Source organism: Algihabitans albus (genome assembly GCF_003572205.1).
Classification (GTDB): domain Bacteria; phylum Pseudomonadota; class Alphaproteobacteria; order Kiloniellales; family DSM-21159; genus Algihabitans; species Algihabitans albus.
In genome coordinates, this window is record NZ_QXNY01000001.1 from 39918 (window position 1) to 58444 (window position 18527).

At 66.2% G+C, this 18527-nt stretch carries 19 protein-coding genes; 7 read left to right on the plus strand and 12 right to left on the minus strand.

Annotated features, from left to right (window positions below; all coding sequences use genetic code 11):
- Positions 1-77: 77 nt before the first annotated feature.
- Positions 78-563 (plus strand): DM13 domain-containing protein, encoded by a 486-nt coding sequence (locus DBZ32_RS00185; protein ID WP_119165108.1) that lies wholly within the window; start codon positions 78-80, stop codon positions 561-563.
- Between the two features lie 42 nt (positions 564-605).
- Here DBZ32_RS00185 and DBZ32_RS00190 read toward each other — a convergent pair whose 3' ends face one another.
- Positions 606-1166, minus strand: a complete 561-nt coding sequence (locus DBZ32_RS00190) for a tetratricopeptide repeat protein (protein WP_208539054.1) — start codon at positions 1164-1166, stop codon at positions 606-608.
- A 102-nt stretch (positions 1167-1268) separates the two neighbouring features.
- Here DBZ32_RS00190 and DBZ32_RS00195 point away from each other — a divergent pair, with 102 nt between their 5' ends.
- Both DBZ32_RS00195 and DBZ32_RS00200 read left to right on the plus strand, forming a co-directional pair.
- The gene (locus tag DBZ32_RS00195; RefSeq protein WP_119165110.1) at positions 1269-2354 is read left to right on the plus strand and encodes a M14 family metallopeptidase; all 1086 of its coding nucleotides are present in this window, start codon (positions 1269-1271) and stop codon (positions 2352-2354) included.
- Positions 2354-3454 (plus strand): M14 family metallopeptidase, encoded by a 1101-nt coding sequence (locus DBZ32_RS00200; RefSeq protein ID WP_119165111.1) that lies wholly within the window; start codon positions 2354-2356, stop codon positions 3452-3454. The genes DBZ32_RS00195 and DBZ32_RS00200 overlap by 1 nt, the downstream gene beginning before the upstream one ends.
- 36 nt (positions 3455-3490) lie before the next feature.
- On the opposite strand, the gene glcF is transcribed toward DBZ32_RS00200, so the two are convergent.
- From glcF to hppD, 7 genes are all read right to left on the minus strand, one after another.
- A complete protein-coding gene (gene glcF, locus DBZ32_RS00205; protein ID WP_119165112.1) occupies positions 3491-4852 on the minus strand; it encodes a glycolate oxidase subunit GlcF in 1362 nt (453 codons plus the stop codon).
- 49 nt (positions 4853-4901) lie between these two features.
- Positions 4902-5393 (minus strand): hypothetical protein, encoded by a 492-nt coding sequence (locus DBZ32_RS00210; RefSeq protein WP_119165113.1) that lies wholly within the window; start codon positions 5391-5393, stop codon positions 4902-4904.
- Positions 5394-5414: 21 nt separating this feature from the next.
- Positions 5415-6656: a glycolate oxidase subunit GlcE gene (gene glcE / locus DBZ32_RS00215; RefSeq protein ID WP_119165114.1), complete on the minus strand. Its 1242-nt coding sequence runs from the start codon at positions 6654-6656 to the stop codon at positions 5415-5417.
- Positions 6657-6664: 8 nt separating this feature from the next.
- Positions 6665-8152 carry an FAD-linked oxidase C-terminal domain-containing protein gene (locus DBZ32_RS00220; RefSeq protein WP_119165115.1) on the minus strand — a complete coding sequence of 496 codons (1488 nt, stop codon included), beginning with the start codon at positions 8150-8152 and terminating at the stop codon, positions 6665-6667.
- A gap of 241 nt (positions 8153-8393) precedes the next feature.
- Positions 8394-8519: a type B 50S ribosomal protein L36 gene (gene ykgO / locus DBZ32_RS00225; protein ID WP_119165116.1), complete on the minus strand. Its 126-nt coding sequence runs from the start codon at positions 8517-8519 to the stop codon at positions 8394-8396.
- Between the two features lie 169 nt (positions 8520-8688).
- Positions 8689-9597: a methyltransferase domain-containing protein gene (locus tag DBZ32_RS00230; RefSeq protein ID WP_162906486.1), complete on the minus strand. Its 909-nt coding sequence runs from the start codon at positions 9595-9597 to the stop codon at positions 8689-8691.
- Positions 9598-9833: 236 nt separating this feature from the next.
- Complete coding sequence (gene hppD, locus DBZ32_RS00235; protein ID WP_119165118.1) at positions 9834-10967, minus strand: 4-hydroxyphenylpyruvate dioxygenase; 1134 nt, start codon at positions 10965-10967, stop codon at positions 9834-9836.
- Positions 10968-11147: 180 nt separating this feature from the next.
- Between hppD and DBZ32_RS00240 the strand changes: the two genes are divergently transcribed.
- The 4 genes from DBZ32_RS00240 (at position 11148) to DBZ32_RS00255 (ending at position 15921) form a co-directional block, all read left to right on the plus strand.
- On the plus strand, positions 11148-11633 hold the full coding sequence (locus tag DBZ32_RS00240) for an Lrp/AsnC family transcriptional regulator (protein WP_235829931.1): 486 nt from the start codon (positions 11148-11150) through the stop codon (positions 11631-11633).
- 134 nt (positions 11634-11767) lie between these two features.
- Entirely contained in the window at positions 11768-12391 is a 624-nt protein-coding gene (locus DBZ32_RS00245; RefSeq protein ID WP_162906487.1) for a DUF1523 family protein, read from the plus strand.
- A gap of 143 nt (positions 12392-12534) precedes the next feature.
- Positions 12535-13257 (plus strand): 2,3-diphosphoglycerate-dependent phosphoglycerate mutase, encoded by a 723-nt coding sequence (gene gpmA, locus DBZ32_RS00250; protein ID WP_119165121.1) that lies wholly within the window; start codon positions 12535-12537, stop codon positions 13255-13257.
- Positions 13258-13425: 168 nt separating this feature from the next.
- Positions 13426-15921: a mechanosensitive ion channel domain-containing protein gene (locus DBZ32_RS00255; RefSeq protein ID WP_119165122.1), complete on the plus strand. Its 2496-nt coding sequence runs from the start codon at positions 13426-13428 to the stop codon at positions 15919-15921.
- A 41-nt stretch (positions 15922-15962) separates the two neighbouring features.
- Here DBZ32_RS00255 and DBZ32_RS00260 read toward each other — a convergent pair whose 3' ends face one another.
- The 4 genes from DBZ32_RS00260 to DBZ32_RS00275 form a co-directional block, all read right to left on the minus strand.
- On the minus strand, positions 15963-16226 hold the full coding sequence (locus DBZ32_RS00260) for a hypothetical protein (RefSeq protein ID WP_162906488.1): 264 nt from the start codon (positions 16224-16226) through the stop codon (positions 15963-15965).
- 372 nt (positions 16227-16598) lie between these two features.
- A complete protein-coding gene (locus DBZ32_RS00265) occupies positions 16599-17147 on the minus strand; it encodes a phosphonate degradation HD-domain oxygenase (RefSeq protein ID WP_119165124.1) in 549 nt (182 codons plus the stop codon).
- 50 nt (positions 17148-17197) lie between these two features.
- Positions 17198-17542 (minus strand): c-type cytochrome, encoded by a 345-nt coding sequence (locus DBZ32_RS00270; RefSeq protein ID WP_119165125.1) that lies wholly within the window; start codon positions 17540-17542, stop codon positions 17198-17200.
- Between the two features lie 141 nt (positions 17543-17683).
- Positions 17684-18205, minus strand: a complete 522-nt coding sequence (locus tag DBZ32_RS00275) for a hypothetical protein (protein ID WP_119165126.1) — start codon at positions 18203-18205, stop codon at positions 17684-17686.
- Positions 18206-18527: the final 322 nt, after the last annotated feature.

The following is an 18527-nucleotide window of genomic DNA, read 5'->3' on the forward strand; positions in this document are numbered from 1 at the left end:
TGTATGCTGGCCGGAGAACAGCAGAATTTCTCTGTGCATTCAGGGCGCGCCCGTCCGGCTTTGGAGAGACCCTTGCCATGTTCCGGTTCCTGAAGATCGCCGTCCCCGTCTTCCTGATCGGCTTTCTTGTCGGCAATGCCTTCTGGTATCTCGCCTCGCCACTCTGGATCGATCGCGAGGTCTCCGAGGTGTTGCCCGAGGAACTGGCCGTCACCCTTCTGAGGGAGGGCCACTTTCGCGATGCCGATTCGGCTCACAAAGGCCAGGGCCGCGCCGAGCTTCTGCAAACCCGCGGCGGCGCCCTGCTGCTGCGACTCAGCGAATTCGAGGTGACCAACGGGCCGGATCTCGAGGTCTGGCTGGTCAAGGCATCCGATCCAGCCTCCTCCGCCGAGGTGACGGCGAGCGAATGGCTTTCGCTCGGCCCCCTGAAGGGCAACATCGGCGATCAGATCTATCAGGTTCCGGAGGGGACGCCGATCGGGGACTACGGCTCGGTGGTGATCTGGTGCGAGCAGTTCAGCGTGCTCTTCTCGCCGGCCAGCCTCGTCGCCAGTCGGTAAGCAGACCGGTCGGCGACCGCGCCTCTTCGATCGCGATCCGGTCTAGATGCGCTCGCTCTCGCCGCGCAGGGCCTCGAGCTTGCTCTTGGCGCCCGGCAGATGCGGATTGACCTGCAACGCGGCCTCGTAGGCCTGCAGCTCCTCTTCCGCCAGCCCCAGCTCTCCGAAGATCAGGCCGCGCCCCTCCAGCGCGCCGAAGTGGCGCGGTTCGAGTTCCAGGGTCTTCTCGATGTCCTGAAGCGAGTCCGGATAGTTGCCCATCAGGTAGTGAACGGTGGCGCGCTTGTTCCAGGCCTCGGCGTAGTCGGGCACGCGGGCGATCAGATCGTCGAAGATCACCAGCGCCAGGAAGTGATTGCCTTGGCGCATGGCATCCATGCCGCTGTACATCCGCTCGACCACCTGCGGGTTCTCGTGCTCGAGCCAGATCAGCCAGATGGCGTTGGTCACACCCTGCGCATTGATGGGGGACTCGACCGTCTGCAAGCGGTCGAAGAGGCGCTCCAGACGCGGATCCTTCTGATCGGCAACGGCCTGTCCGGCCGAAGCGATCGTCCAAACCGCTACCAAAGCGGCAATCGCGGCTCTTGCTGTCCTACCCATGACACGCATAACTATGGCGCAGGCCGAGCCTGCCGCCAAGCCCGCGACACTCCATCTAGAGACGCACACCTCACTTCCCCGCACGCAAAGGACCTCGACCGCATGACGGACCCTGCCAGCTATTTCGCCCGCAGCTATGCCGAAGCGCGCAGCCGATTCCGGGACGCCGCCAAGAGCGCAGGGGTCGCGCTCGACAGCGTCGCCCATCCGCGGCAGGGGCCGGAGGGCGAGGCTCTGGCGACCGATGTCGCCTGGATCGGGCCGCGCGACGCCGAGCGGCTGCTGATCAGCATCTCAGCCACACATGGGATCGAGGGCTATTGCGGCTCCGGCGTTCAAGGCGGCTCCTTGGAGGCCGGACGCTACCGCGACCTGCCGCCGGGTGTGGCCGTTCTGATCGTTCACGCCATCAACCCGCACGGCTTCGCCTGGAGCCGCCGGGTCACCGAGGACAACGTCGATCTCAACCGCAACTTCGCCGACTTCGACGCGCCCTTGCCCGACAATCCCGGCTACGAGGCGCTGCACGACGTCATCTGTCCGTCGGCTTGGGATCCGGAGACGATCGAGCGCACCTTCGCCGAATTGATGGGCTATGCCGAGGCGCATTCCATGGCGGCCTTGCAGCAGGCGATTAGCGGCGGCCAATACGTCCATGCCGACGGGCTCTTCTACGGCGGTCGCGGCCCAACCTGGTCGCACGGCACGCTCGACACGCTGCTGCGGAGCCACTGCGGACAGGCGCGCAAGATCGTGGTGATCGACTATCATACCGGCCTCGGGCCCTTCGGCTACGGCGAGCGGATCTGCCCGGAAGCCCCCGGCACGGCGGGGCATGCGCGCGCACTGGACTGGTTCGACGACATCACCTCGCCGAGCGACGGCAGCTCCAGTTCGGCCCCTTTGGTCGGTACCAACAACTACGGGATTCAACGTGCCCTGGCCCACGCCGAAGTCACGCAGATCGTCCTGGAGTACGGCACCCAACCGCTGCTCGAAGTGATCAACTCGCTCCGCGGCGACAATTGGCTGCATGTTCACCACGATCCCATCGGTCCTGCGGCGCAGCCGATCAAGGCGGAGATCCGCCGCTGCTTCTATCCCGATACGCCGGACTGGTGCCGTTCGGTCTGGGACCGTGCGGTGGAAACGGAAAACATGGCGCTCAGCGCCCTTGCGGAGAGCTGATGCCTGCCATGACCACGGCCGCCACCTATTTCCCCGAGAGCTACGCCGAAGCGCGTGCCCGCTTTCTCGCCGCCTGCGCGGATGCCGAGATCGAGGTCGAGCAGCGCCCCAATCCCAATGCCGGCCCCGAGGGCGAAGCGCTCTTCTGCGACGTCGCCTGGATCGGCCCGCGCGACGCAGAAGCCGTGCTGGTCGTGCTGTCGGGCACCCACGGGGTCGAGGGCTTCTGCGGCTCCGGCGTGCAACTGGGCCTGCTGCAGTCCGGACTGACCGCCGCGCGACCGGCGGGATTGGCCTTCCTGCTCGTGCATGCTGTCAACCCCTACGGTTTCGCCTGGCAACGGCGCGTGACCGAGGAGAACGTCGACCTGAACCGCAACTGGCTCGACCACGGCGGCACCCATCCCGCCAATCCAGGCTACGATGAACTGCACGCCCTGCTCTGTCCACGCGACTGGAGCGACGCGGCGATCGCGGAGACCCAAACGGCCCTGGACATCTGGGAGGCGACGCACGGCACCATGGCCCTGCGTGCCGCCATCTCCGGCGGGCAATACGGCCATGCCGACGGCATTTTCTTCGGCGGGACGCGGGATACCTGGGCCAAGACCAACCTGGAGGCCCTGCTCGACGGGCGCCTGACCAAGGCGCGGCGAATCGGAGTGATCGACCTGCACACCGGCCTGGGCCCTTACGGGTTCGGCGATCGCCTCTTGCCCTTCGCGCCGGACGATCCGGTCAGCCTGCGCGCGCAGGACTGGTTCGGCGGCGATTGCACCGACACGCCGGCCGGCGCCCACGTCAACGTGGCCGACCTGCATGGCGTCAGCCTGCCGGCGATCCGCGATCGTCTCGCCGCCGAGATCTTCGTCGGCATCGCGCTAGAGTACGGCACCGTCCCGTCGCCAGACGTGCGCCTGGCCGTGCGCGCCGACAACTGGCTGCATCTGCACGGCCAGCTCGACAGCCCCAAGGGCCGCGCGATCAAGGAACAGATCCGGGGGGCCTTCTACCCCGGCAACCGCGACTGGAAACTTCAGGTCTGGGAGCGCGCCGAGGAGACGGTCAAGCTGATGGTCCGCGGCCTGACCGAAGGCTAAGGCGCCGCCTGTCCGCCGCCGCCTACTCGGCTGCCCCTACTCGGCCGCAACGGCCTGAAGCGGAGCATCCGTCGCCGGGCGATCCTCGAACTCGGGACGGCCCTGCAAAGCCCTCGGCAGCGGGCCGCCGGTGGCCCAGTCCAGCAGTTCGACGGTGTGCACCAGCGGCGTCGCGGTGCCGGTCGCGATCTGCGTCATGCAGCCGATGTTGCCGGTGGCGATGGCGACCGCGCCGGTCCGCTCCAGGTTGGCCACCTTGCGGTCGCGCAGTTGCCCGGCGATCTTGGGCTGCATCAGGTTGTAGGTGCCGGCCGAGCCGCAACAGAGATGGCCTTCCGCCGGCTCGACCAGAGCGAAGCCCGCCGCCTGCAACAGCGCCTTCGGCGGCAGCCGCAGTTGCTGGCCGTGCTGCATCGAACAGGCCGAGTGGTAGGCCACGGTCTGGCCCGTCGCGCGAAGCGGAGCGGAGAGACCGAGATCCTGCATCACCTCGGTGATGTCCTTCGTCATCGCGGACAACCGCGCCGCCTTCTCGGCATAAGCCGGGTCTTCGCGCAGCATGAAACCGTAGTCCTTGACGGTGGTACCGCAGCCCGATGCGTTGATCGCCACGGCGTCCAGGGGAGCTTCGGCATCGACCGTCAGCCAGGCGTCGATGTTGGCCTTGGCCGCACGCAGGGCAGGCTCTTCCTGCCCCAGGTGATGCACCAGCGCGCCGCAGCAGCCGGCGCCCTTCGCGACCACCACCTCCACCCCGTGGCGGGTCAGGAGGCGGATCGTCGCCTCGTTGATCTGCGGCGCCAGCACCTGTTGGGCACAGCCGGACAGCAGGGCCACCCGCGCCCGGCGCGCGCCTTCCGCCGGAAAGACCTGGGGCCGGTCGACCGGCGAGGGTGTCGGAATCGCGCTCGGTGCCAGTGAGAGCATCGCCTTGAGGCGCCCGTCGAACAGTCCTCCGGCCAGGCCCGCGAAGGGCCGGGCGAACCAGGCGCCGATCAGGGCGAGACGAAAGCGCCCCGGCTTCGGCAGCAGCCAGGCGAGCAGCCGGCGCAGCAGGCGGTCGGCCCAGGGCCGCTCATAGGTCTCCTCGATATGCTTTCGGGCGTGGTCGACCAGGTGCATGTAGTGCACGCCGGACGGACAGGTTGTCATGCAGGACAGGCAGGACAGGCAGCGGTCGATATGCTTGACCGTCTTCTCCGTCGCCGGCTTGTCGTTCTCCAGCATGTCCTTGATCAGGTAGATGCGGCCGCGCGGCGAATCCAACTCGTCGCCCAAAAGCACGTAGGTCGGGCAGGTCGCGGTGCAGAAGCCGCAGTGCACGCAGCTCCGCAGAATCTTCTCCGACTCCCGCGTGTCCGGATCGGCCAACTGCGCGAGGGTGAACGTCGTCTGCATGGGCGTGCTCTCCTCTGTCCGTCTCCGGCGGGGCCCTTCCGCTGCGCCGCTAGCCCCTGGTCTTGTCGTCGGACGCGCCGCTGCCTTGCGGTGTGTGTTGCGGCGTGCCGTCGGTGGCGGGATTTGGGCTTTTCGGCGGCGGCGCGGCGACCGGCCGGCCGGTATCGGCGGTCACGTCTTCCTCGAGGTCGGCCTCTTCGGCCCCGGCGTCGAAACGGGGTTCCCGCCGCGTGCGATCCGACGCGGCGCCGTCGGGCGTCTCCTCTTCGTCCGTCCGCATCTCCTCGGGGAAAATCTCGTCGGGCGGCATGGTCAGGGCCGCGATCTGCCGCTCCAGCCTGATCAGGCGCCTGCGCAGGGAGGACTGCGAGACCATGAGCCAGAAGAGGCCGAGCGGCGCGAAGAAGCCGAGCAGGAACAGCCCGAGCTCCGCCGGCAGCAGATAAAAGATGTTCTCCTGCCCGAAGTAGACAGCGACGTAGTACCAGCCGACCCACAGCCAAGCGACCGTCAGAACCAAACCGAGAGCCAAAAGAAACATTACCGCCCTCCCCCGCGCCCTTTAGACGCCTGCGTACATCCGTCCGGGGTTGAGCACGCGCCGCGGGTCGAAGCCATCCTTGATCCTTGCGACCAGCGCCTGCTTCGCCGCGTCCATCGGCTGAAACACCTCCAGCCCGGCCCGCAGCTCGGCCGACGCGCGCAGCAAGGTGGCATGGCCACCGCCGGCGCCGTCCCCCGGTGCCCGGAGGGCGGCCCGCACCTGCGCCGCACCGGCATCGCCTTGCGCCGGCACGCCGACCCACAACAGGCCACCACCCCAGTCGCCATAGTACAGAGCCTCGGGCAAAGAGGCGAGCAGCGCCTCAGCAACCGCCGGTCCTGCTTGGGGCGCGACCGAAACACGCCAGACGGCCAGCTCCGGCCGGGCCACGAAAGGCCTCAGATCGGCGATCTCCCGCCACAGGGCTTTCGAGTTGTGGCTGTGCAGTTCCTCGCTCGGCCCGAGATCGCTCAGGAGCGCCCGCAGTTTTTCGCAGCGGTACTCCACGGAGGGCCCGAAACCCTCGACGCGGAGCGCCGTGACCGAGCCGGCGGCTTGCTCAACGTAGGAGACGCCGGACTCTCCCGCGACCGCGGCCGGCAGATAGGCCGCGCCCGAGACCTCGTAGGAGGATCCGAGAGCCCGGGTCATGGCGGCACAGGCCGTGGCGTCGTCGAGTCCGAGAACCAGCAGGGTTCGCGTCTTCTCCGGGGCCGGCAGGACCTTGAGCGTGACCTCCGTCATGGCCGCGAGCGTGCCGAAGGAGCCGCAGAGCAATTTGGAGAGGTCGTAGCCGGTGACGTTCTTCATCACCCGGCCGCCGGACTTGAAGGTCTCGCCGCGACCCGAAACGCCCGAGAAGCCCAGGAAGTAGTCGCGCGCCGCACCGGCCATCACCCGCCGCGGACCGGCCAGGTTGGTGGCGATAAGTCCGCCCAGCGTTCCCGAACCCGGCGGCCGGCCATAGAGCGCGCCCAGGTCGGGCGGCTCGAAGGCAAGCTGCTGGTTCTGGGCTTCCAGCGCCTGCCGGACCTCGGCCAGCGGCGTGCCGGCCCGGGCGGACAGCACCAGTTCGTCCGGTTCGTAGAGGGTGATGCCGCTCAGCGCCGACAGGTCGAGGGTCCGGGCCGTCTGAATCGGCCGGCCATAATCGCGCTTGCTGCCCGCACCGACGAGCTCCAAGGGGGCTTCCTCGGCGGTGGCCCAGGCCACGGCCTCGCGCACCTGCTCCGCCGTGTCCGGCTTGATGATATCCGTCATGACCGCGATCAGAACCGCGGCAGGTCGGGAAAGGGCACTTGGCCCTTGTGGATGTGCACGCGGCCCAGTTCGGCGCAGCGGTGAAGCTGCGGAAAGACCTTGCCCGGATTCAGAAGATGCTGAGGGTCGAAGGCGCATTTGACCCGTTGCTGGGTCTTGAGATCGACCTCGTTGAACATGGTGCCCATCAGGTCGCGCTTTTCGACGCCGACGCCATGTTCGCCGGTCAGCACGCCGCCGACCTCGACGCAGAGCTTGAGAATGTCAGACCCGAAGTCCTCGGCCTTTTCCAGTTCGCCCGGCTTGTTGGCATCGTAGAGGATCAGCGGATGCAGATTGCCGTCGCCGGCGTGGAAGACGTTGGCCACCCGCAGACCGTAGTGGCTGGAGAGCTCTCGCATGCGCTGCAGCACGGCGGGGAGCTGACGGCGCGGGATGGTGCCGTCCATGCAGTAGTAGTCGGGACTGATCCGCCCCACCGCCGGGAAGGCGGCCTTGCGCCCGGCCCAGAAGGCGAGGCGCTCCTCCTCGCTTTCGCTGGCGCGGGCATAGGTCGCGCCCTTGGCCTCGCAGATACTCCGCACGCTCTGCATGAGGTGTTCGACCTCGGCCGCCGGGCCGTCCAGCTCGACGATCAGCAACGCCTCGACATCGCGCGGGTAGCCGGCCTGCACGAAGTCCTCGGCCGCGTGGATCGCGGGTTTGTCCATCATCTCGATCCCGGCCGGGATGATGCCGGCCGCGATGATCCCCGCCACCGCGTCGCCCGCCGCTTCGCTGGTCTCGAAACCGAGCAGCAGAGCCCGCGCCGTCTCCGGTTTCTTCAACAGCCGCACGGTGACTTCCGTGACGACGGCCAACAGACCTTCCGATCCGGTCAGCAGACCAAGCAGATCGTACGTCTCGCTTTCCAGATGCTTGCCGCCGATCCGGATGACGGTGCCGTCGATCAGTACCGCCTCGAGCCCCAGCAGGTTGTTGGTGGTCAGCCCGTACTTGAGGCAGTGAACGCCACCCGAATTCTCCGCGACGTTGCCGCCGATGGAACAGGCGATCTGACTGGAGGGGTCGGGCGCGTAGTAGAAGCCGGCATGCTCGACCGCCTTGGTGATCCCGAGGTTGGTCACGCCGGGCTGCACCACGGCGCAGCGGTTGTCGAAATCCACCTCCAGGACGCGGTTGAACTTGCCGAGGCCGAGCAGGATGCCGTCGGCCAGCGGCAGAGCGCCGCCGGACAGCGACGTGCCGGCGCCGCGCGGCACCACCTTGACCCCCTCGGCCTGGGCGACCTTGAGAATCTCGCTGACCTGCTGCGTCGTCTCCGGCAGCACGACGATCAGCGGAAGCTGGCGGTAGGCGGTCAGGCCGTCGGTCTCGTAGGCGCGCAGCTCGTCTTCGTCGACGATCACCCCTTCGCCCGGGACGATGGCCCGCAGCTTGGCGACCAGATCCCGCTTGCGCGCGATGACCTCTCGATCCGGCTCCGGCATCAACATCGGCCGACCTCCCTTGATGTCAGGCGCTTCATTCGGGACATAGCGATGTGCGCCGTAATTGGTATTACCAATTCAAGATATGGCGGGAGGGGGTCGACGGGTCAACTGAAAAGCCCGCGAGTTCGCAACGGCGATGGAAGATCGCGCGCTCGAAACACGAAGAAAGCCGCGATCCCGAAGGATGCGGCTCGTCCAGACTGCCGGTCGAAAGGAAGCCGAACGCTCCCTCTCCGATCGCTCCTCAGCCCTGGCGGGCCTTGAAGCGCGGCTGCTTCTTGTTGATCACATAGACGCGGCCACGGCGGCGTACCACACGGCAGCCCTTTTCGCGCAGCTTGGCGGTTTTCAGCGAGTTTCGGATCTTCATCGCTCTTACAATCGTTCGTTGGTTCGCTTCACGCCGACGCTGGGGATCACCGCCCCCTCGCCGCTTGCGCTCTTGCATTGGAGGCCGGGTTTATAGGCAGGCAGGTCCCGAGCGTCAAGCCGGCCAAGCGTATTGCTCCACCCTAGGGCCTCGCTTCCCGCGAAACTCTCTAGTTCCGCAAAGCGTAGATCCGCACGGCCTTCACTGCGCCGCTGTCCAGCGCGGCGACGAGGCGCACCCAACGTTCCACCTCGTAGACCAGCGCCTGCTGCAGGTTCTCTTCGACGCCGGACTGGGCCGCCTCGCTCAGGTAGCGCGAAAATCCGGCTACGATGGTTCCGCGCAACTGGATGGATTCGTCGCTGAAAACACGGGTGTCGAGTCGCAGCTTCTTGAGGCAGGCCCGATACTCGGTCTCGTTCCAAAGATGGACCGGCCGGGGTTCGAGCTTCATCCAAGCCTCCAGCGCCGCCGTGTCGGACACGGTCTCGTCGCGGATATAGTCGGATAGGAGTAGCTGCGAACGCTTCTTAAGCGCCTTGCCTACGGCCGCCAGCAGAGGCCGCTTGCTTTCGATGGTGTAGAGCGCATCCGTCGAAATCGCCACATCGAAGGCGTTCTTGCGGAACGCCGCGCTGTCCGGATCGACGGCATGGAAGTCCGCCTTCTTCCCCAGGCCCTCGCGCTCCGACAGCAGATCGGCGACAGCGGCAAGCTCGGGGTCGGGTTCTACGGCCGTCACCCAGGCGCCGAAATCCTTCGCGATCAGGCGGGCCTGTCCGCCGAGATGGCCGCCGATATCGAGCACGGACATGGATTTGTCGAGGGCGAGCGGTTTGACCAGTTCGGCTGTTCGCTCGGCACCGCCAGGTGTCAGAAAACCTTCACCCCAAATCAGTTGGGGAACCTTGAACTTGGGTCCGTCCCACGGCTGTTCCTCGACCTCGAGACTGACGCCGTGGTCGTTCTCTTCCAGTTCTTTCAGCCTGCGCGTCACCTGCAGATCATAGCCGTGCCACCAAGCCTTCAGCCGCATCCGCAGCGGAAGCGACACCGACGGATCAAGACGCGTCGACACGGGCGACGCCATGAGTCAGCTTCACCTTCAAGGTTGCCATCCGCCCTCCAGCAGAGCGGCCGCGCGACCGCCCGATTTAGCGCAAACTCGGTAAAATGAGTGTTAAGCACCACTGAGTTTCAGCGGTGATCTTCTAGATCAGATCCTCTTTAAGCGAAAGCGGCGAGAGTGCTCTAAGCACTTATAATATATAAATTTTTAGATAGTGCGTGGAGGCGATCCGACGCTCTTTCGAGCTAGTCCCGCTCGAGCACGCCGCGTTTTATCTGGTCTTCCTCCATGGCTTCGAACAAGGCCTTGAAGTTGCCCTCGCCGAAGCCCTCGTCACCCTTGCGCTGAATGATTTCGAAGAAAATCGGTCCGATGGCCAGGCCGGTGAAGATCTGCAGCAGAATGCCGCCATTCTCGGTGGGCGCGCCGTCGACCAGAATGCCGAGTTCCTGCAGTTTGGCCAAGTCCTGACCGTGACCCGGCACCCGGGCGTCGAGCTGAGCGTAGTAGGCAGCCGGCGGCGGATCCATGAAGGGAACGCCGCGGGCCTTGAGCGCCGCGACGCTGGCGAAGATGTCGTCGGTCGCCAGCGCGATGTGCTGGATGCCTTCGCCTTTATAGGCCTTCAGGTATTCCTCGATCTGACTCTTGTCGTCGGCGGATTCGTTGATCGGAATGCGGATCTTGCCGCAAGGGCTCGTCATGGCACGGCTGTGAAGCCCGGTCAGCTTACCCTCGATATCGAAGTAGCGCAGCTCCCGGAAATTGAAGAGTTTCTCGTAGTACCGGGACCAGAGATCCATGCGCCCGCGATAGACGTTGTGGGTCAGATGATCGATGTGGGTCAGCCCCACCCCGGCCGGCCCCGATCCATCCGATGCCAGGTCGTCCCGGCCCTCCTGCCAGACGAAATCGACGTCGTAGATTGAGGGGCCCGCGTCCCGCCCGTAGCGGTCGACCAGGTAGATCAGCGAGTCTCCGATGCCCTTGAGCGCCGGGATGTTCAGTTCCATCGGTCCGACCTGGGTCTGCCCCGGCTGGGCGCCCAGATCCAGACAGCGCTCGTAGGCCGCCGCGGCGTCCGCGACGCGAAAGGCGATGGCACAGGCACTCGGCCCGTGCACCCGGGCGAAAGACTGGGCGAAGGACTGCGGCTCCCCATTGACGATGAAATTGACGCCGCCTTGGCGCCAGAGCGTCACGTCCTTCGACCGGTGCCGGGCCACGGCCTGGAACCCCATCGTCCCGAACAGGCGGCCCAGCTCCGCCGTGTCAGGTGCGGTGTATTCGACGAATTCGAACCCGTCCGTGCCGGCGGGATTGTCCCAGAGTGCGGTGGGTGCAGTCGGAGAGGCGGGAGAGGCTTCGGCGACGGACATGGCGGGCACTCCTCATGGTGTCGGCAGCGATCGGGATGTCGGCAGCGATCGGGATGTCGGCAGCGATCTGCCGTAGATTTCAGATTACCCGCTCGGGCCCGCGTTATCCTTGCAATCTCCGCGCAAAACGACTGAGATATGCGGAAATATCGCGGCAAACTCCTGAAATTCGGAAAAACCGTGCAAAAACCCGATCTCGATGCGGCAGATCGCCGGTTGCTCGCCGCGCTGCAGGCGGATGCGCGGGCCAGCGGCGTCGACCTGGCCGAGCGGGTCCGGCTCTCGCCTTCGCAGTGTCAGCGGCGGCTGCGGCGCCTGGAGGAGGCCGGCTTGATCGCGGGCTACGGCGTCCGGCTGGACCGGCGGCGCCTTGGGCTCGACGTCGTTGCCTTCGTGCAGGTCACCCTGATGCGCCACGGCGGCGATCCGGCCGAGGATTTCCATGACACGCTCCGGGCGATGCCGGAGGTTCTGGAGGCCCATGCCATCACCGGCGATGCCGACTATCTGCTGCGGGTGGTTGCGCCGGACCTGCAGGCCTTCTCCGACATTGTGTTGAAACGCCTGCTCGCTCTGCCGGGCGTCGCCACGGTTCGTTCCAGCCTGTCGCTGGGCGAGATCAAGGCGACGGACGCTCTGCCGCTCCCGGACGATCCGGCGGACTGATCCGGCGGGATCGGCACGCGGAATTCGGGGTCGCGGCCGCCGACCTGGTCAACTAGGTCTTGGCGGCTTGCATCGGGACGTCCCATATAGACCAGAAGTCCATACTTGCACCTCAGCGCGGAGCGGAGCCCCTCGTGTTCTGGAAGCTGTTGCCCTGGATCCTGCGCGGTCTGGCCCTGGCGATCGTCGCCGCGGTCCTGCACTACCACCTGCCGCAAGGCGAGGTGGTGCGGATCACCGGCACCGAAGTGAAGCGCATGGATGTCGACAGCGGCGAACTGCGCACCGGCGAGCAGGCCGGCGCCACCCGCGACGTCCGCTTCCTCAACGCCGTCACGGCCGACGGCGGCACTCGGGTCTACCGCAACGAAGATACGGGCTGGGGCTTCCCGCCTTATCTGAAGTTCGACTCCGCCGATATCACCGCCGAGGCTCAAGACCTTGCGGGACGCAGCGGTTGGGTCCTGGTCGAGCGCTACGGCTGGCGCATTCGCGTGCTGTCGATGTTCCCGAACGTCCTGGATCTGACGGAAGTCGAAGCAGGCTACGAGTACTTCCCCTGGAAGGCGGTCGTCATCCTGGTGCTGATCGTCGGCCTGCTGGGTGCCGTCTACGTCGGCTTCTTGCGGCTGCTCGCAGGCCTGCATCTGGAAGACCGCCTTGCCGGCGGCGAGGAACGCATCGAGGACCTGCGCTCTCGCTTCCACCGGCAGGTCGTCGAATGGCGCGCCCGCTTTCGCGACCTGCGCCGTCCCTAGACTCTTCGGAGAGTCTGCGGCTCCAGGTCGCCCGCCACCGGTCACCGATCCGAATGCCGGCGCTCCGAATGCCGTTGATCTGACCGGCCGTCCGAACATACACCAAGGGGGATCCGCCCCACTGTCGAAGGACCCTCCGAGCGATGCCCGATCTGATCCTGCTGCGCCACGGACAGAGCGACTGGAACAAGCAGAACCGTTTCACCGGCTGGACCGACGTCGACCTCTCCGAGGCCGGCCGTGCCGAGGCCCAGGAGTCCGGACGTCTGATGGCGGCGCACGGCTTCCGTCCGGACGTCTGCTTCACCAGCTATCTGAGGCGCGCCATCCGCACGCTCTGGATCGCGCTCGACGACCTGGATTGCATGTGGGTTCCGGTGCAGAAGCACTGGCGGCTGAACGAGCGGCACTACGGCGATCTGCAGGGTCTGAACAAGGCGGAGATGGCAGCCAAGGTCGGGGACGAACAGGTGCATGTCTGGCGCCGCAGCTTCGACATCGCGCCGCCGCCGCTTCAACCGGACGATCCGCGCCATCCCGACAACGATACCAAGTACGCCGCGCTGGCCGCGCGGGATCGCCCGGCCACCGAGAGCCTGAAGGACACGATCGACCGGGTGCTTCCCTATTGGGACGAGGCTGTCGCGCCGGAGTTGAAGGCCGGGCGCAAGGTCCTGATCGCCGCCCACGGAAATTCGCTGCGCGGCCTGGTGAAGTATCTCGACGGGATTTCCGACGCCGACATCCCCGGCGTCGAGATTCCCACGGGCAGCCCCCTGGCCTATCGCCTGGATGCCGACCTCAAGCCGACCGATAAGTTCTACCTGTCCGAGCGCAGCCCCGGAACCGCCGCCGCGGCGACCTAACAGCGTGACGAATGGCTCCGGTTCGCGCAGAAACGAGATAGCCTCAGCCTACCCCCTGACCGCTATCCCAGACCGGAAGATCGTCGCGGCACCACCCGTTTTCCCGTGTTTACAACCGCGACCGCAGCGCCTAGGGCTGTTGTCATCCCGTAAGGAGGCAATGGATACATGACCCGTCTTCTGGCGGCGCTGACGGTCGCTTTCGCCCTGTCGGCCGCAACCGCACTGACCGGCGCCCTGCCGTTGCAGGCCCAGACCCTTCCGTTCGGACAGCTCCTGGGCGGCGAAAGCGGCGGCGACAGCAGCGGCGGCGAAGGCAACAGCGGCGAAAGCGGCGGTGGACAGCCGGGCGAAGAGACGGCCGATCCCCAGGCCCAGAGCAGTCTGCCGCCGGACCTGGCCCGTGCCCTGGCCGCCGCGCTGGCCGACCCCGCGATGCGGCAAGCCCTGATCGACGAACTTCTACGTGCCGCCGATGCGAGCGGCGGGACCGTGGCCGACGGTGAGACGGCTGGGGCTGAGGCTGAGACGACTGGAGCCGAAACGGCCGCACCTACGGAGGAGGCAGAGGCGGCCCGGGCCGAGGAAAGCGACGCCAGCGTAGCGCGCCGGATCGCGGAACTGACCAAGGGTGCAGCCGAGGACGCGGTCTTGCTGGGTCGTCGTCTGACCGACGCCTTCTCCGCCTTCGTCGAACTGGCCACAGGACAGCGTGCCGTGAACTGGCCGCACCTGATGGAAGCGCTGACCTCGCTCGGGATCGTGGCCGGCGCGACCTTCCTCACCTGGTGGATCGTCGGCCGGCTCGGCCAGCGCTTGCTCACCGCTCTGGCCAGCTCCGCGACCGACCGCGGCTGGCTGGGGCGCATCCTGCTGCTGCTCGGCAGGGCCCTGGTGGACGTACTCGTCATCCTGATCGCCTGGGGCGGCGGTTACGGGCTGGCGCTCGTCCTGGGCGACGACGGACGCATGGACATCAACCAAAGCCTCTTCCTCAACGCCTTCCTGCTGATCGAGATGAGCAAGGTGGTGCTGCGGGTAATTCTCTCGCCCCGCCACGGAAGCCTGCGGCTAACGGGGATGAGCGACGAGACGGCGAACTATTGGTACTTCTGGCTCTCGCGGCTGATCGGACTGCTCGGCTATGGCCTGCTGCTGGTGGTGCCGCTGGTCAGCGCGACTCTGGGCTGGACCGTGGGCAATAGTCTCAAGGTTCTGATCGCCCTGGCCGCAACGCTGATTGCGATCGCCGTCATCCTCCAAAACCGCGCCAGCCTGCGCGGCGCCCTAGAAGCAAAAGCGGAGCGGCTGAACGGCGATCTCACGGCGCGCGTTCTCAGTTTTCTGGGCCGCGTGTGGCACCTCGTAGCCGTAGCTTACGTGCTGACCCTTTTCGGTATCTGGCTGGCGCGACCCTTCGATGCGCTGTCCTTCATGCTGACCGCGACCTTGGAGTCGGCGGTCGCTGTGATCGTCGGCGTGATCGTTGTTGCCTTGCTGACCCGCGCGATCAGCGGCGGGCTACATCTGCCGGACGACCTCAAGCGCAACTTGCCGCTGCTGGAGCGGCGGCTGAACGCCTTCGTGCCGGGCATCCTGAAGGTCGTGCGCGTCCTGGTGATGATCGCGGTTCTGATCGCCATCGCGGAGGCCTGGGGGATCATCGCCGTCGTCGACTGGCTGGCCAGCGGACTGGGCCGCGAGATCGCCGGGCGCCTACTGGCGGCAACCGCGATCCTGCTCGCCGCCTTCGCCATCTGGATGGCCGTCACCTCCTGGATCGAATACCGGCTCAATGCCGAGAACGGCTACGCACCGACGGCGCGGCTGCGCACGCTGCTCTCGCTGTTCCGCAATGCCCTCACGATCGCCCTGCTGGTCATCGCGGTCATGCTGGCGCTGTCGGAGCTGGGGGTGAACATCGGGCCGCTGTTGGCCGGTGCCGGCGTCGTCGGTCTAGCGATCGGTTTCGGCGCTCAGAAGCTGGTGCAGGACATCATCACCGGTGCCTTCATTCAGTTCGAAAACGCGCTCAACGAAGGCGACGTCGTGACCCTGGCCGGGCTCACCGGTGTGGTCGAGAAACTGACCGTGCGCTCGGTGGCGCTGCGCGACCTCTCCGGCGTCTACCATCTGATTCCCTTCAGCGCGGTCGACAGCGTGTCGAACTTCGTGAAGGGCTTCGCCTATCATCTGGCGGAGATCGGCGTCGCCTACCGCGAGGACATCGGGGAGGTGAAGCAGGTCATGCAGGAAGCCTTCGACGAGCTGAAGGAGGGCGAGAAGGGCGGCGGGATCCTGGAACCGCTGGAGATGCACGGCGTCACCCAGTTCGGCGATTCCGCCGTGGTGGTCCGCGCCCGCATCAAGTGCCGCGGCGGCGACCAGTGGGCCATCGGCCGGGCCTACAACGAAATCATCAAGCGCCGCTTCGACGAGGCGGGGATCGAGATCCCCTTCCCGCATGTCACCCTCTACATGGGCGAAGACAAGGAGGGCGGAGCCCCGGCCCTTCGCGTGCGCAGCCAAGACGTGGCCAAACTGATCGAGCGAAACGAAGACGGCGCGGCGGACCCCGACGTGAAAGACGAGAAGAAGCCGGAGTCGGACGGGCCGAAGGCCGCGGAGCCGAGTCCCGGCTCGAGACAAGACGGCCCGGCCTGAACCGGATATCCGGAGCAGAGCCGACGGCACGGCATGCGGGGTCAGCGCTTCGCCTGAGCCTCGCTCCAGAGCCCGTTCGAAGATTCGCCGTTCGTCAGGACATGCCAGGTCCCGGCCACTTCGGGCGCGGAACACTGCCATTCGGCCTCGTAGCCGCGGCCGAACGCCCGCGACTCCGCGATCTGTTGCGCCACCGTCCGACACTCGTCGGCCGAGCGCACCAGAAGTCCAAAGCTGTCGGCCGAATCGAAATGGCAAAGCGGCGCCGACAAGCAGGTCACGACAACCAAACTGAAGAACGGCATGCCAGCCTCCTGCATTACAGTTTCATGACAGACTATGCAGGTTCGAATAAAATGGTAAAGAAAACCCTACGATCCTCGGCTGGCGGAAAACCCGAAGCGCGGTTCGGCGATCTTTACCTGGCGTTACCGTAAGACATTGAATGAAAAAGCGTTTTCTGCCGGCAGCGAGACATCGAAATCTCTGTTGGCCGAACTGTTCGGCCTCGTCAGCGAGCCAGTCGCGCCGAAAAGGCGCAGTCGCCCGAGACCGGAAGGGCGCTTTTCTAACGGAGTTCGGGAAGAGATGAGCCGGAGTTCCCGGAAATCTGGCGACTCCGGAGATAGCCGACCCATCCCAGCCCAGTCGGGCGGGGCATTCTCGATCCGGCGGTGCTAAGCATCGGGCAGACAGCGCGCGGCGATGGACCTGTAGTGCGTCAGGTCCGGAGTTTTCAGATCCGGCTGCTTGGCCGCCTCGTCCCAACGCCGGAGACGCACGGCCTCCTTGGCGAAGGGGCGCGCGATGAAGGCCGTGGCCTCCGCCTTCCTCATGGGTCCACCCTGTAGAATCAGAGTCGTCTTCGAGGCCTCCGACAGGACCTCCCAATAACCGGGATCGGCGTGGCAAAGGTAGCGCTTGGCCGCCACGTGCAGACCGACCGGCTCGACGACCTCCGGTCCGAAGACCTTGGCCAGCGTCTTGGCGCCCAAGGCTTCATGGCGGTCGTCGACACCGGCGGCGATGGCCGCGCCCGCATCCCTGTGCAGCAGGTGGCCGACATCGTGCAGCAAAGCCGCGCTGATCAAAGCCGGCGAGGCGGCAGCCTGTTCCGCCTGCAGGGCGCACTGCAAGGCGTGCTGAACCTGCGTCACGTCTTCGCCGTAGCGGTCGCCGCCATGAGTTTCGTAAAGATCGAAGAGGTCGGAGAGGGACGCCAGCATGGACCGCACCCTAGCGTCGCTGGTTCGGCAAAGCGCATGAACTTTGCGTGTCAGAAGCTCGGCGCGAGATTGGCGTCGCTGCGCAGACGTTCGAGGTACTGCATCAGATTATAGATGTCCTGGGACGTCATGCGGAACTGAGGCATCGGCCCGTGCGTGGTCGACAGCCAGGCATCGAAGCGCGTCGGTGTCCAGTAGCGCGAATGGCCGGCGATCTCGTAGAGCGTCGGCCGTGGACCGCCGAACGACTCACCACTGACTTCGTGGCACTTCGCGCAGTTCTCGAGGGCCAGCGCCTCGCCCTCGTCGGCCGGAGACGCCAGCGCGGCACCGGGAGCCATAAGCAGGATCGCGGCGAGACTCGCCGGGCGGATCGGAAAGATCTTGCTAGGCATTCGCACCTCCTCCGTCCTTCGACCCTAAAGCTAGCGGTCCAGAGACGAGGTCCTCCACTGTTCGGAGGGGGGAAGGCGCAAACGATGGAGGTAAGGAGCGGTGGTGTTTCCCACTGGCCTGCCTGGAGCAGGTGTCACGTTCTAGCGCGCGAGCATGCCCACCATCGAAGTCCAGGCATCGATGGGGCTGCCGCTTACCCGGATATAGCCGCCGCCGCGCGGATCCAGCTGGCTGGTCCAGCCGCCGATGGTGCCGGCCGCCGAAGTGGCATAGCGGTAACCGCTGAAGCCATCGCCGCTGCCGGGCGCGAAGAAGGCGTTGAAGGAGCCCGCGAAATCGCCGGGGCCGCGCCAGCTCCTGCCCCGAAAGCCGGGAATGATCCGCCCGCTGGCATCGCGGAAGACGACGCTCCCGCCCTGGCTCTGCTCGACCGTCCCGAGCGCGCCGAGAGAATCGCGCACCAGGTCGTTCGGACGAATCCCGAAGACCTGGTCCAGGATCATCGCCTGCCTACCGGCCGTGGACATGCCGACGCCACCGTCCGGCGTGTTGAAGGAAAAGGGCTTGTTGTTGAGCTGAGCCTGAGCCGGCATAGCCAGAGACAGGTAAAGCAGCGCAGCGCCGAGGACTGTCAGCTTCGCGGTGATGGGAACGCGGACCATGCCGGAATCTCCCGATGGGCGGCCGATGATTGGGCAACGAAATTCGCCGGACTTGCGTCGCTGCCGGCGGCGGCGGAGATCGCCTTCGCGCCACGACAGACTGTATGATGGGCGCTTCGCGGCAGGGTCTCAACGATCCCCGCCCCAGACCATCCCGATGCGACGGCATCTCCCCGAACGTTCGAGGTAGTCTGCGCCGATCTCCACCTCTTTCGAGGGGCTTCTACCTCGCCGGCCGCAGCCGGCCCGTCTGGCCGGAGAATTGCGAGAGCCTTCCCCCGCCTCCTAGCGTGACCCCGGCAATCGCACCAGGAACGGCGAC

Bases quoted from the DNA above. Each gene is read 5' to 3' on its own strand.
- DBZ32_RS00185 (WP_119165108.1), top strand. From the start codon at position 78: ATGTTCCGGTTCCTGAAGATCGCCGTCCCCGTCTTCCTGATCGGCTTT.
- DBZ32_RS00190 (WP_208539054.1), bottom strand. From the start codon at position 1,166: ATGGGTAGGACAGCAAGAGCCGCGATTGCCGCTTTGGTAGCGGTTTGG.
- DBZ32_RS00195 (WP_119165110.1), top strand. From the start codon at position 1,269: ATGACGGACCCTGCCAGCTATTTCGCCCGCAGCTATGCCGAAGCGCGC.
- DBZ32_RS00200 (WP_119165111.1), top strand. From the start codon at position 2,354: ATGCCTGCCATGACCACGGCCGCCACCTATTTCCCCGAGAGCTACGCC.
- glcF (WP_119165112.1), bottom strand. From the start codon at position 4,852: ATGCAGACGACGTTCACCCTCGCGCAGTTGGCCGATCCGGACACGCGG.
- DBZ32_RS00210 (WP_119165113.1), bottom strand. From the start codon at position 5,393: ATGTTTCTTTTGGCTCTCGGTTTGGTTCTGACGGTCGCTTGGCTGTGG.
- glcE (WP_119165114.1), bottom strand. From the start codon at position 6,656: ATGACGGATATCATCAAGCCGGACACGGCGGAGCAGGTGCGCGAGGCC.
- DBZ32_RS00220 (WP_119165115.1), bottom strand. From the start codon at position 8,152: ATGTTGATGCCGGAGCCGGATCGAGAGGTCATCGCGCGCAAGCGGGAT.
- ykgO (WP_119165116.1), bottom strand. From the start codon at position 8,519: ATGAAGATCCGAAACTCGCTGAAAACCGCCAAGCTGCGCGAAAAGGGC.
- hppD (WP_119165118.1), bottom strand. From the start codon at position 10,967: ATGTCCGTCGCCGAAGCCTCTCCCGCCTCTCCGACTGCACCCACCGCA.
- gpmA (WP_119165121.1), top strand. From the start codon at position 12,535: ATGCCCGATCTGATCCTGCTGCGCCACGGACAGAGCGACTGGAACAAG.
- DBZ32_RS00255 (WP_119165122.1), top strand. From the start codon at position 13,426: ATGACCCGTCTTCTGGCGGCGCTGACGGTCGCTTTCGCCCTGTCGGCC.
- DBZ32_RS00260 (WP_162906488.1), bottom strand. From the start codon at position 16,226: ATGCCGTTCTTCAGTTTGGTTGTCGTGACCTGCTTGTCGGCGCCGCTT.
- DBZ32_RS00265 (WP_119165124.1), bottom strand. From the start codon at position 17,147: ATGCTGGCGTCCCTCTCCGACCTCTTCGATCTTTACGAAACTCATGGC.
- DBZ32_RS00270 (WP_119165125.1), bottom strand. From the start codon at position 17,542: ATGCCTAGCAAGATCTTTCCGATCCGCCCGGCGAGTCTCGCCGCGATC.
- DBZ32_RS00275 (WP_119165126.1), bottom strand. From the start codon at position 18,205: ATGGTCCGCGTTCCCATCACCGCGAAGCTGACAGTCCTCGGCGCTGCG.